This window comes from Verrucomicrobiaceae bacterium, from assembly GCA_016713035.1.
In the GTDB taxonomy this organism is placed as follows: domain Bacteria; phylum Verrucomicrobiota; class Verrucomicrobiia; order Verrucomicrobiales; family Verrucomicrobiaceae; genus Prosthecobacter.
In genome coordinates, this window is record JADJPW010000001.1 from 18,831 (window position 1) to 31,420 (window position 12,590).

Consider the following 12,590-nt stretch of genomic DNA (forward strand, 5'->3'; position numbering starts at 1 on the left):
GCGGGTGATGAAATTCGCCCTCGCCTCACTCCTCCTCGCCACCGCCTTGACCGCTCCCGCCGCAGAGACGCGGGATGCTTTGTTTCAAAAAAGCATCGAAAGCATGTTTGAGAGCCTCGTGGAGATCCGCCGGGACATCCACGCACACCCGGAACTACCCAACGAAGAAGTCCGCACCGCCAAACTCGTCGCCGATCGCCTCAAATCCCTCGGATTCACCGAAATCCAGACCGGCGTCGCAGGCACGGGCGTCGTCGCTTTGCTCCAAGGTGGCCAAAGTGGCCCCTGCGTCGCCGTGCGGGCCGACATGGACGCCTTGCCCATCAAAGAGCTGCGCAGCACGCCCTACCGCTCGCAGAATCCCGGTGTCATGCATGCCTGTGGGCATGATGTGCACACCACCTGCGCCCTCGGCGTCGCAGAGCTGCTCTCTCGGCACAAAGACCAAGTGAAAGGCAGTGTGAAATTCATCTTCCAACCCGCAGAGGAAGCCATGCCTGCTACTTTTAAAGGTGATTGGGGAGCCAAGCTCATGGTGACAGAAGGCGTCATGGAAAACCCGAAACCCGCCGCCATCTTCGGTCTCCACACCACCGCGCAGGTCATGCCCGCTGGCACCACCGATGATGAAACGCATTATTTAAAAGCCGGGCAGCTCGGTTACACCCCAGGCATCGACAACGCGAATAGCGACCGCTTCCACATCGTCATCCAAGGCAAAATGGCACACGGCAGCACACCCCATAAAGGCGTGGATGCCATCGCGGTATCCGCAGAGGCCATCATGGCCCTGCAAATGATCAAAAGCCGCCAGACGAACACACGCCAGCCCCTCGTCATCAGCATCGGCACCATCAAAGGCGGCGACCGTGAAAACATCATCGCCGAAAAAGTGGAACTCGGCGGCACTGTCCGCACCTACGACGCCAAATTCCGCGATGGCATCATCGAGCAAATGCACCGCATCCTCAAAGGCATCACCGAGGCCCACGGAGCCAGCTACGAGATGGAATACCGCAAAACCTACCCCAGCATCCAAAACGACACCACACTCCTCCAGGCCACGCTACCAGCCTTTCGCCGCATTTGTGGCGAGAAAAACGTCATCGAACTCATCCCCGGCATGGGCGGCGAGGATTTCAGCTACTTCGCCCAAGTCGTTCCCGGCTTCTACTTCCGCCTCGGCGTCGCCAACGAGGAGAAAGGCTTCACTTACGGCGGCCACACGCCGATGTATGACTGCGACGAGGAAGCGATCAAAACCGGCGTCGCCGCCATGGCCGCCGCCGTCTGCGACTTCCTCGATAGCAAAGCGGGTGGACGCTAGTGTGGAAATGCCCCTTGGGGCGGAGGTGGGTTACACTGTCTTCGGGGGCTTTTTGCCAAAGTGCTCAGTGCTTAGTTCTCAGTGAGGAACCACTAAGAACTGAGCACTTCTTTTCTACTGCGTGGCAAACTTCGTGAGCAGCCCGCGCTTGCGTGTGAGATTGAGAATCCAGACGAAGAGCCAACCTGCGAGGGCCAGGAAGACGAAGTTCAGCACGACCGCGTAACCGAGGTAGCTCCAGTTCATCGTGCCCGTCTTCATCACCGCACGCATTCCTTCGAAAATATACGTCGGTGGAAAGCACCATGCGATAGGCTGGCTCCAAGCTGGCATATCATCCACATTGTAAAAGACCGCCACGACTGGCTGGAAGAAAAACGGGATCGCCCAAGCCAGCGACTCTGCTGCCTGCCCCCAACGCAGGATAAGCGCCGTGGAAATCATCCCCAGCGACCAACCAAAAAGCATCAGGTTCGCAAAAAACGGAATCAGCCACCAACTGAGCTGAAACACATTAAAGGAATACCCAACCCACGAGATCACACTCAGAACCACCGCAGTCATCGCAATGCGGATCGTGCCAACGATGAATGTGGCACTGACATATTCAGCCGTGCGAACAGGTGCGACAAAAATGTTCAGCAAATTCCGCGTCCAGACATCCTCCAAAAATGAAATGGCCACTCCTTGCTGTGCACGGAACATGATGTCCCAGAGAATCATCCCACCGAGGAAAAACAGCACGTAATTGCCAAATTCTGGATTGGTATTCTTCTGGATAAACACAGTCACATTCCCCCACACCACCAGATCGACCACGGGCCAGAAGATGAGCTCCACCAGACGCATCGGCGTCCGCGTGTAGAGGAATAGGTAGCGTAAAACAAGGGCGCTGATGGTGCGGAAATTCATGAGGGGGAGGCGGACCATGAACGGTGGAGCGGGCCGCTTCAAACCATACTTCCCATTCCATTCAATAAGAGCCCTGTGAAACCATCGCTGGAGGAGTCGTCGGAATGGCAAAAAGCGCTTTGGCACCCAATCGGTGGCTTTAATCCGTTCTGGGTGGTCCTAGGAACGCTGATCCGGCGAGGAAGCGCTGCATGGTGGCGTATAGGCCTCTTATGCGCACTCTCGCGGCCTCCATTCTCGCTCCATTCATCCTCACGACTCCGTTACATGCCGTGAGGCCGGATGCGGCACTGCCGCCTAGTGTCTCGGTGGAAAATGGGGCTCGGTTTGCGGATTTGGATGGAGATGGCTTCGATGATCTCGTTTTCTCCAATGCCCAAAACTATGCCGTCATTCTCTACAATGACGTGGAGAAGAAAAATCTGGGCTGGTTGCGCGGATGGACGCATGTGATGCGGGAGGGCCATGCGGGGGATGCCCATGCGCTGCCGCTGACCACTCGGGAGGATGTGGAATTGCGTGATGGAGCACTGTGGGTCGCGGGGAAGAGCCTGATGAGCTTTGCAGAGCTCCTGCGTCCGCCTGCGCCAGCTCCACGCTCACCCGCAGAGTCCATGCGGGCCATCCACCTGAAGCCAGGGTTTCAGATCGATCTCGTCGCGGCAGAGCCGCTGGTGCAGGACCCGATTTTCATCGACTGGGATGCGCAGGGCCGCATGTGGGTGGTGGAGATGGGCGATTACCCATTTCATGTCCATCAGGGCGTCACGCATTCTGGTCGGGTAAAGACGCTGACGGATGAAAATGGCGACGGTATCTACGATAAGGCCGTCACCTTCCTCGATCGGCTGCAATACCCCACGGGACTGGCTTTTTGGAAAAAGGGCGTTTTTGTCGCCAGCGTGCCGGATGTGGCCTTTCACGAGGATACGGATGGAGACGGCATCGCGGACAAGCGCAGCCCCATCCTTACCGGATTCCGTGAGGGCAATCCGCAGCATTTGGTCAATGGATTTGCCTGGGGGCTGGATGGTTGGCTTTACGGTGGCAATGGTGATAGCGGCGGCATCGTGACGGAGGTGCGGAGTGGCAAGACTTTCGATCTCAGTGGCCGGGATTTCCGGTTTCAGCCTGAAACGGGTGAATTTCAACTCATCGCAGGCCGTGCGCAGTATGGCCGCTGGCGGGATGACTTCGGGAATTGGTTCTCTGGCAACAATAGCAACCTCGGTTGGCATTATTTCCTCGACGATCGCTACCTCGCGCGGAATCCGCGCCTCGCAGTGCCGACTCTGCGTCAAAATCTCAATCTCAGTGGCACCAGTGTGTTTCCTGTGAGCACTCCGGTGCGGCGTCTGAATCAGCCGCAGTCGGTCAATAAGCTCACCAGCGGTTGCAGCGTCATTCCTTTCCGAGACAGGCTTTTTCCAGATAGCCTGTTCATCTGCGAACCGGCGAACAATCTCGTCCACCGCGAGGTTTTGGTGCCGGATGGCATCAGCTTCACCAGCCGCCGAGCGGAGGATGAGCAGGACCGCGAGTTTTTGGCGAGTGAGGACCACTGGAGTCGCTTTACGCAGGCACGCACCGGGCCAGATGGCTGCCTCTATGTCGTGGATTTTTACCGGCTGATTCTTGAGCACCCAGAGTGGATTCCGCCGCAAATGATCGCCCATCTCGATCTCTTTGCAGGCAGTGACAAAGGGCGCATCTACCGCGTCAGCGCTGCTGGTCAGGCGCGGAAAAGCGCCGCGATAGGCATCGACTCGGAGAACGGCTGGGCACGCGATACGGCGCAGCGCCTGCTCATCGAGCAAAAGGGCCACTACTCGCCCGATACACTCCACACCACGCCCGCCATCGTCGTGCAGCAGCTCTGGACCATGCACACGCTCGGCACGCTCACGCCAGCCCACCTGCTCACAGCGGCGAAAAGCAGCTCCGCCCAGGTGCGTGAGCATGCCGTGAGGCTCGCGGAAGATCAGCCTCGCGTGCTGGCGGAGCTACACGGTCTCGCCGCTGATCCCGATGTGCGAGTCCGCAGCCAACTGGCCTTTTCGCTTGGCAAATCCAGCGATGGCACGCTGCACACGCTCGTCGCACGCGACCCGAAGGATAAAAACATGCTCATCGCAGCGCTGTCTTCATCACCAGATCATCCTGACGCGGCGCAATGGTATGCGGCACTGAAATCCCCTGCCCCACAGACCGCGCCTGCTCTCCAGATCATCACGCATCAGAATCCTGATCGCAGCAAAGTCGTCGCGGCTTATGCCAAGGTGGCCCAGATCCGTGGTGATGCGACGAAGGGCCACGCACTCTACCTCGCCGCCTGCTCCGCCTGTCACCGCCTGAGGAATGAAGGCACAGAGATCGGCCCCGATCTCGGCACCGTCGCTGCAAAGCCCACCGAGCAGCTTTTGGAGGCCATCCTCGATCCGAATCGAGCCGTGGAGCAGCGATACCTCGCCCACACCCTCCGCACAAAGGATGGGAAAGACCACATCGGCCTCCTAGCGGAGGAAACCGCCAATAGCATCACCCTGAAACTCGCTGGCAGCACAGAGGTCATCCTGCGGGCAGATCTTTTAAAGAGCACACCCGGCACTCGCTCGCTCATGCCTGAGGGGCTGGAATCGGTGCTCCAGCCGCAGGACATCGCGGACATCCTCGCCTGGATGCGGGAAAAGTGAGTTGCATAGTCGCTGCATCCTCCACTAAAAGCACGGCGCATGACCATCACCACCACTCTCGTCGCCAGCGCTGTCTGCGGCTACCTGTGCGGCTCCTTGCCATTCGGCTATTGGGCCGGGAAACTACGTGGCATCGACATCCGCCAGCATGGCAGCGGCAACATCGGTGCCACCAATGTCATCCGCGTGCTCGGCAAGCCTATCGGCATCCCTGTTTTCCTGCTCGATATGCTCAAAGGCTGGCTGCCCGTGACTCTCGCACGCTCATGGATGAGCGGTGTGGATGCCAGCCCGCAGATGCTCTCCACAGCGGCTGTGATTGCCGGATTCTGCGCGGTGCTCGGTCACATGTTTACCTTCTGGCTTCAGTTCAAAGGCGGCAAAGGCATCGCCACCACAGCGGGAGTGCTGCTGGGCATTTCGGCAGCGGGATTCATCGGCGGCTGGATCGCGTGGCTGGTGGTCTTTTTTGCTACGAAATATGTTTCACTCGCCTCCATCGCAGCGGCGCTGGCAGTGCCTAGCTCGATGGCGCTCATGATGTGGCGTGAGCAGCGCTGGGACGGCGTACTGCTCGGATTCGGCATCGTGGTGATGATCCTCGCGATCGTGAAGCATCGTGCGAATATCCAGCGCCTGCTCGCAGGCACCGAAAACCGCGCTGGGGCGAAAAAAGCATCATGAATCACGTCACCGTCATCGGAGCAGGCTCCTGGGGCACCGCGCTCGCGGCGTCATTGGCGTGGCGTGGGATGGAAGTGCAGTTTTGGGGCCGCGATGCGGATCTGATGCGCGAAATCGCCTCCACCCGCTGCAATAGCCGTTATCTGCCCGGATTGGCTTTACCGGAAAAAGTGAGCGTGATCGCTGATCCAGCCACTTTGAAGCCTGCGGACATGCTTTTCTTTGTCGTGCCCTCCAAAGGCATGCGAGAGGCCGCACAGCTCATCGCCAGCACTCCCGCAGCCACCACGCCACTGCTGGTTTCTTGTGCCAAAGGCATCGAAATGGACAGTGGCCTGCGCATGAGCCAGATCATCGCCCAAGCACTCCCGCACAGCACCCTGGCCGTGCTCACGGGGCCGAATCACGCGGAGGAAGTGGCCGCACAGCTCGCCACTGCCGCCGTCGTGGCCTGCGAGGATGATGAGGCCGCGAAAAAAGTGCAGCATGCTCTCACCCTGCCCTTTTTCCGCACCTACACCACGAGTGACGTCATCGGAGCCGAGTGGGGCGGCGCTTTGAAAAACCCCTACGCCATCGCCGCCGGCATCGCCCGTGGGATGAAGCTGGGGGACAATGCCATCGCGGCACTCGTCACCCGTGCCCTCGCGGAAATGGTGCGCTTCGGCGTGCGGATGGGTGGGCGGGCAGAGACCTTTCAGGGCCTCAGTGGCGTGGGTGACCTCATCGCCACCTGCTACTCCGAGCATAGCCGGAATCACCGCGTGGGGCTCCAGCTCGGCCAAGGCCGCACTTTGGAGGAAATCCTCACCAGCACGCGTATGATCGCCGAGGGAGTGCCGAATACGGCTAGCATCCACCAGGCCGCCCGTGCCCATGATGTCCGCACACCGCTGCTCGATGAGATTCACTCTGTCCTTTATGCTGGTAAGCCGCCGCAGGTTGGTATGAAAGCCCTCCTCTCCCGCGATCCAAGGCCAGAAATGGATGTGTGAAACCCCACCTGGATAGCCAGGTAACACTTTCAGCACAATCCCCGCTCAAAATAGGCGATACATTATCAAAAGGCAGACCGTAGCCGCTTCATTCAACCATGCTCATCCTTCGCAAATCCTCCCTTTCTGCGGTGCTACTCGCGCTCTCGATTACGACAGCGGCCAGTGGCATCGAGTTCAATAAGGACATCCGCCCCATCCTCGCGGATGCCTGCTTCCACTGCCATGGGCCTGATCCAGGCACGCGCAAGGCTGGTCTGCGCCTGGATACAGAGGCCGGATTCTTCACCGCCAAAAAAGGCGAGCAACCCACCGTCATCAAAGGTCAGCCGGAGAAGAGCAGCCTCTACCAGCGCCTCCTCTCCACCGATGAAGACGAGGTCATGCCACCGCCAGAGAGCCATAAGGAGCTGAAGCCCGCGCAGATCGCCCTCATCAAGGCGTGGATCACCGAAGGAGCCCCCTGGCAGCCGCATTGGAGCTTCATCCCACCGCAAAAGGCCGCACTACCCGCAGTGAAGGACGAGGCGTGGGTGAAAAATGGCATCGACCGCTTTGTGCTGGCCTCGCTGGAGAAAAAAGGCCTGAAACCCGCTCCAGAAGCGGATGCGCACACCCTGGTGCGGCGCATTTCGCTCGATCTGACCGGGCTACCGCCTTCACCAGAGCTCTTGGCTCGCTTCGCAGGAAAGAATCAGGAATCAGGAATCAAAAATCAGGAATTAGAGGCCCTCATCGACGAACTGATGAAATCCCCCGCCTACGGCGAGCACCGCGCCCGCTACTGGCTCGACGCCGCTCGCTACGGCGACACGCACGGCCTGCACTTTGATAACTACCGCGAGATGTGGCCCTACCGCGACTGGGTGGTGAAGGCCTTCAATGCGAACCAGCCTTTCGACAAATTCACGCTCGACCAGCTCGCAGGAGATCTGCTGCCGAATCCGACCGATGAGCAACTCATCGCCACCGGTTTTCAGCGCTGCAACATCACCACCAATGAAGGTGGCACCATTGATGAAGAAAACCTCGCCAACTACGCCGTGGACCGCGTGCAGACCATGGGCTGGGTGTACATGGGCCTCACCACGAACTGCTCACAGTGCCACGATCACAAATTTGATCCCATCACGCAGCGTGACTTCTACTCCCTTGCTGCCTTCTTCCGCAACACCACGCAGGGAGCCAAAGACGGCAACGTGAAGGACGGACGCGGCCCCATCCTCGTCATCCCCAGCATGGAGGATAAGCCACGCTGGCAAAAACTGCCCACCGAAATCGCTGAGGCGCAAAAGCTCCGTGATGAACGCCGAAAAGCCGCAGGAAAAGACTTCAATGCCTGGCTCGCCTCGGCAAAGCCCGAGCACCTCGACCAGGATGTGCCCACCAAGGGCCTCCAAGTCCATCTCCCACTCAATGAAGGTGTGGGCAATGAAATCGCGAACGTGTGCGGCTCACCCGCAAAGGCCAAAGCACTCGGCCAGATCACCTGGACCCCCGGCGGCAAGCTAGGCCCAGCCCCGGTCATCAAACCCGGCAGCACCTTTGAAGTGAGTGACGCAGGCGATTTCGAGCTGAATCAGAAGTTCAGCTACGGTGCCTGGGTCAAAGCTGGCCGCAATGGCGTCTTCGGTGCCATCATGTCCCGCATGGACGAGAAGAACGGCTACCGTGGCTGGGACCTCTGGCAAAGTGACCGCGCCATCTCCGTGCACATCGTCAATAAATGGAGCGACAACGCGCTCAAGGTCAGCACACGTGATGCGGTGCTCAAACCGGGTGAGTGGCAACATGTGTTCATCACTTACAATGGCAGTGGCAAAGCCAACGGCGTGCAGATTTACATCAACGGCGTGCTGCAGAAGCGCCTGGTGGTGATCACCAACACGATCAAACCGAAGTCCAGCATTCGCACGACCGTGCCGATGAAAATCGGTCAGCGCAGTGATGGCGCTATCTTCGCGGATGGCTCCGTGCAGGACGCCCGTGTTTATGACCGCCAGCTCAACGAAACAGAGATCAAGACACTCGCCGATGTCGGCCCGCTGCGTGCCATCCTGGCCGCCACGAATGACAAACGCACGCCACAGCAGCGCAACGCACTCTTTGCGCATTACCTCGCCACCCGTGACACCGAGTGGCAAAAGCATGAAGGCACCATGAAGCAGCTCGAAGGCGAAAAAGAGGCCATCCGAGCACGCAGCCCCATCACCCATGTGCAGGAAGAGGTGAAAAACGTCACGCCCATGGCCAATGTGCTCATGCGCGGTGCCTACGACAAACCCGGCGAAAAAGTCACCGCAGAGGTCCCTGCCGCATTGGGCAAACTGGACGAAAAAGCGCCTCGAAATCGCCTGGGACTGGCCCAGTGGGTCGTGGACGCGAAAAACCCGCTCACCGCCCGCGTGACCGTGAATCGCTTCTGGCAGGAGCTTTTCGGCCAGGGCCTGGTGAAGACCGCAGAGGACTTCGGCATCATGGGAGCCGCTCCGAGCCATCCTGAGCTGCTAGATTACCTCGCCGTCGATTTCCGCGAAGGCGGATGGGACATCAAAAAGATGCTCAAACTCATGCTCACCAGCGCCACCTACCGTCAAAGCGCCATCACCACGCCTGAGAAGCTCGAAAAAGACCGCGACAACACCTTGCTGAGTCGTGGCCCGCGCTTTCGCATGGACGCCGAAATGGTGCGTGACTACGCCCTTGCAGCCAGCGGCCTGCTTTCCGCAAAAATGGGCGGCCCCAGCACCAAGCCCTACCAGCCCGAAGGCATCTGGGACGTCGTCGGCCTACCCGGCGGCGACACCCGCAACTACGTGCAGGACAAAGGCGAAAACCTCTACCGCCGCACGCTTTACAACTTCTGGAAGCGCATGGCCCCACCGCCGAACATGGAAGTCTTCAATGCCCCCAGCCGCGAGGCCAGCTGCGTCCGCCGCGAGCGCACCAACACGCCCCTGCAAGCCCTTGTCACCATGAACGACCCCCAATTCGTCGAAGCCGCCCGCAAGCTCGCGGAGAAGGCTCTCGCATCACCCAACCCCCTCGAATTCATCGCCGAGCACATCCTCTGCCGCTCCCTGAGTGCCAAAGAAAAGCCCCTCGTCGAAGCCAGCCTCAAAGACCTGCGTGCTCACTACTCGCAAAACACCACCGATGCCGAAGCGCTGCTCAAAGTCGGCGAATCCCCGTCGATCCCAAGCTCGCCAAACCCGAACTCGCCGCCTGGACCATGCTCGCGAACCAGCTTTTCAATTTAGACGAAGTCCTCAATAAGTGATGTCGAACCCGCCCTCCAGCACCGCATCGGCGAAGCAAAGTAGCCATCTCGCTCCGCGAGATGAGCTGGCCGCTTGGCAAGCACGACAGACTCCCGCATCCGCGCCAGCGTCGTGGAGTGCGGTGACAGAGATGCGCGGGTGCAGCCTCGCATCGGCGGCACCGCTGTCGATGGCTCCACGGCTTTCAGCACACCCATCAGCCATCGACAGCGGTATCGCGCAGTTTTGGCTACGCCTTCTGTGCTTGTTCGTTTTACCGCTCTTGTTGTCTGGCTGCCTAGACTTCGGAGCAAAAAGCGAGTTTTTAGCCCCAAACGTCACCGATCAGCACCTCTCAATCATCGAAAAGCGCACAGGTATAAAGCTGCCTGAAGGCTCCATCGGGCAGGCTCTCTACTCCGACGCATCCGGTATTGATCCCTGGATGATTGCCAAGATCCAACTTCCAAACGACAAGGTGGACGACTTCAGGAAGTCCGAACAGCTTCGGAAAGAAAAATCAGAAAAACATTCCATCACAACGGAGCCAAAACACACCTGGTGGACGCCAGGAAAACTAGAAAGCAACTCATCTGGTCAATTCATGCAAGCCAACGCCCGTGTGACTTGGTTCTTAGGCCGAGAAGTCTCGAACTACATACTCTTCCTCCGCTGGGATACCTTCTGAGCCGTCAAATTCCACCTGAAACTTGAAAAGCGCCTCCCCATACCCCTTTCCAGGACTGAACCCCTACTTCGAGAGTTGGTGGTTTGAGGTGCACCCGTTGCTGATTGCGCATTCTTTGGGCCGCTTGCAGCGTCAGCTACCGAACGGACTTCACGCCTCTATTGAGCACGGAATGACGATATCAGGCACAGGCGGCTGCGAAACGAGCACCAAACGGCCGGATGTGACCATCACCCGGCTTCGTGAGGATACCCCGACACTTGCTCCACCTGCCAACTACGTCGCTCCGGTGCTGACGAAGATCGTGGCTCCAAAGCCGCGGCATTTGGACATTCGTGAACTGGATGGCACCCTGATCACTGTGATCGAATACCTAAGCCCGAGCAATAAGCATGCGGGAGGCTCCTTGATGTATGCGACCAAGCGCAACGCCATCATGGACGCAGGCGTGAATCTGGTGGAAGTCGATCTTATTCGAAAGTGGGGACTGGCCTTCACCAGATTCGATCCTTACAACGTCGAGGAGGATGTGGTCAAAAGTCTCGGACGACAGCCCGCCCATGCGGTCATGGTTTTTCGGGCTGAGATACCGGAGCAGCGAGAGATTTATCCTGTTCACTATCAAAACTCCCTACCCGCCTGCAAGGTGCCACTGCGCCCCGATGACGCTGACATCTGGCTAAACCTTCAAGAACTGGCTGAACTCTGCCACGCAGACGCCGCCTTCGATCAGATCACCGATTTTACTCGCGATCCCGAGCCTCCGCTTTTCTCCGAAGACGCCACATGGCTCGATACATATCTAAAAGCCAAAAAGCTCCGCTGAGCCCATGATGAACCGCTCCACCGATTTCACATCAAGCATTCAAACACACGCTGGCTTGAGCCTCCAAGCCCCATGAACCATCGCCAACGCATCTTCCTAAGTTTGCTCATCGTCATCAGCTTGATCGCGCTGGTCGGATGGTGCCTGCTTAAGGTGGGTTACGAGAACGCGGGACCACTCAAGGACTCGCAAGGCAATGAACTCGGTTTCAACAAGCCGCTCACCACCGAATTGATGCAGGGGCTTGTTGCGGCGGCTCTGAACGCAGGTTGGAGCAAGTGGTCTCGCTGCGGCTGGAGCATGGCTTGTGCGATCATGCACCTCTGGGGCCTGTTCTGGCTTTGGCGTCCTTCCTGCACCTCATCGATCGCCCGAACATGGTTTGCGCTCCAAACCGTCTTTTTCTACCCAGGGCTACTCGGGCTCCTCGTCTGGCCACACCTTCTATTCAGTTCGCAGCCTTGGGATGGCGAGACGATTTCAGACATCGCAGACATCTTCGTCACAGCTACCCCATGGCTTCTCATCACCTGGACTTATTTATTCATTACCTGCCGCCAATGCTTATCACAGCCTGAAATGGCATTCTCTTAAAGCTTTCGACTGGCACCTTTTGCATCTCGATAAACTCATGAACAAGTAATGTACCTCAACCAACCCATCTCCACAGTCACCTCGGGCAATCCGAGCACATCAATCGGAAAATGGATTGTGCGGAGTTTCTTGGCTCTCGTGGTTGCCACTGTCTTAACTGTTGGCGCTGGCTTACTTTACATCCGAGGCCAAACATTGGTCGAAACCGTTTACCCGAATGTGTCTTCAGCACAGCTTGCCGACATTGAGAAACTCACTGGCATTACATTCCCATCAGGATCTATCGGGCTTGGATACGAGTACGATCACTGGACTTGCATAGATCCATCCATGACCGCCAAGGTCCGAATCCCTTCAAACCTGCTCGACGAGTTCAGAACAAACAAACTCCTCTCTCCCAAGTCAGAGCGCTCCAACATCTCCGCCGATTTTCCTTTGTGGTGGAAGCCTGATGAACTGACTAAGATTGCCGAAGGAGAATACCACACCGATGCCGCATGGGTTCAATGGACGCTGGGAACCGAAAGCAACGATCACGTCATCTACATTTACTGGGCGATCTATTAAAGACTTTACGCCGACCACCTTGAAACTTTAAACCTCACCCCCCC

Annotated in this window: 10 protein-coding genes and 1 pseudogene; 9 read left to right on the plus strand and 2 right to left on the minus strand. The window is 58.2% G+C overall.

Going from position 1 to position 12,590, the window contains the following annotated elements:
• The first annotated feature begins 7 nt into the window (after positions 1 to 7).
• The gene (locus tag IPK32_00070; GenBank protein ID MBK8090421.1) at positions 8 to 1,327 is read left to right on the plus strand and encodes an amidohydrolase; all 1,320 of its coding nucleotides are present in this window, start codon (positions 8 to 10) and stop codon (positions 1,325 to 1,327) included.
• Positions 1,328 to 1,441: 114 nt separating this feature from the next.
• On the opposite strand, the gene IPK32_00075 is transcribed toward IPK32_00070, so the two are convergent.
• Positions 1,442 to 2,239, minus strand: a complete 798-nt coding sequence (locus tag IPK32_00075; GenBank protein ID MBK8090422.1) for an ABC transporter permease — start codon at positions 2,237 to 2,239, stop codon at positions 1,442 to 1,444.
• 212 nt (positions 2,240 to 2,451) lie between these two features.
• On the opposite strand from IPK32_00075, the gene IPK32_00080 reads away from it, so the two are divergent.
• From IPK32_00080 to IPK32_00095, 4 genes and pseudogenes are all read left to right on the plus strand, one after another.
• Complete coding sequence (locus IPK32_00080) at positions 2,452 to 4,932, plus strand: c-type cytochrome (GenBank protein ID MBK8090423.1); 2,481 nt, start codon at positions 2,452 to 2,454, stop codon at positions 4,930 to 4,932.
• A 39-nt stretch (positions 4,933 to 4,971) separates the two neighbouring features.
• Positions 4,972 to 5,616: a glycerol-3-phosphate 1-O-acyltransferase PlsY gene (gene plsY / locus IPK32_00085; protein ID MBK8090424.1), complete on the plus strand. Its 645-nt coding sequence runs from the start codon at positions 4,972 to 4,974 to the stop codon at positions 5,614 to 5,616.
• Positions 5,613 to 6,611 carry an NAD(P)-dependent glycerol-3-phosphate dehydrogenase gene (locus tag IPK32_00090; protein ID MBK8090425.1) on the plus strand — a complete coding sequence of 333 codons (999 nt, stop codon included), beginning with the start codon at positions 5,613 to 5,615 and terminating at the stop codon, positions 6,609 to 6,611. The genes plsY and IPK32_00090 overlap by 4 nt, the downstream gene beginning before the upstream one ends.
• Before the next feature lie 98 nt (positions 6,612 to 6,709).
• Positions 6,710 to 9,891 (plus strand): annotated as a pseudogene (locus tag IPK32_00095) (DUF1553 domain-containing protein).
• Here the strand turns inward: IPK32_00095 and IPK32_00100 are convergent.
• Positions 9,881 to 10,096: a hypothetical protein gene (locus tag IPK32_00100; GenBank protein MBK8090426.1), complete on the minus strand. Its 216-nt coding sequence runs from the start codon at positions 10,094 to 10,096 to the stop codon at positions 9,881 to 9,883. The pseudogene IPK32_00095 and the gene IPK32_00100 overlap by 11 nt on opposite strands.
• 61 nt (positions 10,097 to 10,157) lie before the next feature.
• On the opposite strand from IPK32_00100, the gene IPK32_00105 reads away from it, so the two are divergent.
• The 4 genes from IPK32_00105 to IPK32_00120 all read left to right on the plus strand — a co-directional run bounded on the left by IPK32_00105 (position 10,158) and on the right by IPK32_00120 (position 12,546).
• The gene (locus IPK32_00105; protein ID MBK8090427.1) at positions 10,158 to 10,559 is read left to right on the plus strand and encodes a hypothetical protein; all 402 of its coding nucleotides are present in this window, start codon (positions 10,158 to 10,160) and stop codon (positions 10,557 to 10,559) included.
• A gap of 22 nt (positions 10,560 to 10,581) precedes the next feature.
• On the plus strand, positions 10,582 to 11,385 hold the full coding sequence (locus IPK32_00110; protein ID MBK8090428.1) for a DUF4058 family protein: 804 nt from the start codon (positions 10,582 to 10,584) through the stop codon (positions 11,383 to 11,385).
• A gap of 102 nt (positions 11,386 to 11,487) precedes the next feature.
• The gene (locus IPK32_00115; protein ID MBK8090429.1) at positions 11,488 to 11,979 is read left to right on the plus strand and encodes a hypothetical protein; all 492 of its coding nucleotides are present in this window, start codon (positions 11,488 to 11,490) and stop codon (positions 11,977 to 11,979) included.
• A gap of 48 nt (positions 11,980 to 12,027) precedes the next feature.
• A complete protein-coding gene (locus IPK32_00120; protein MBK8090430.1) occupies positions 12,028 to 12,546 on the plus strand; it encodes a hypothetical protein in 519 nt (172 codons plus the stop codon).
• The last annotated feature ends 44 nt before the right edge of the window (positions 12,547 to 12,590 follow it).

Bases quoted from the DNA above. Each gene is read 5' to 3' on its own strand.
- IPK32_00070 (MBK8090421.1), top strand. From the start codon at position 8: ATGAAATTCGCCCTCGCCTCACTCCTCCTCGCCACCGCCTTGACCGCT.
- IPK32_00075 (MBK8090422.1), bottom strand. From the start codon at position 2,239: ATGAATTTCCGCACCATCAGCGCCCTTGTTTTACGCTACCTATTCCTC.
- IPK32_00080 (MBK8090423.1), top strand. From the start codon at position 2,452: ATGCGCACTCTCGCGGCCTCCATTCTCGCTCCATTCATCCTCACGACT.
- plsY (MBK8090424.1), top strand. From the start codon at position 4,972: ATGACCATCACCACCACTCTCGTCGCCAGCGCTGTCTGCGGCTACCTG.
- IPK32_00090 (MBK8090425.1), top strand. From the start codon at position 5,613: ATGAATCACGTCACCGTCATCGGAGCAGGCTCCTGGGGCACCGCGCTC.
- IPK32_00100 (MBK8090426.1), bottom strand. From the start codon at position 10,096: ATGGCTGATGGGTGTGCTGAAAGCCGTGGAGCCATCGACAGCGGTGCC.
- IPK32_00120 (MBK8090430.1), top strand. From the start codon at position 12,028: ATGTACCTCAACCAACCCATCTCCACAGTCACCTCGGGCAATCCGAGC.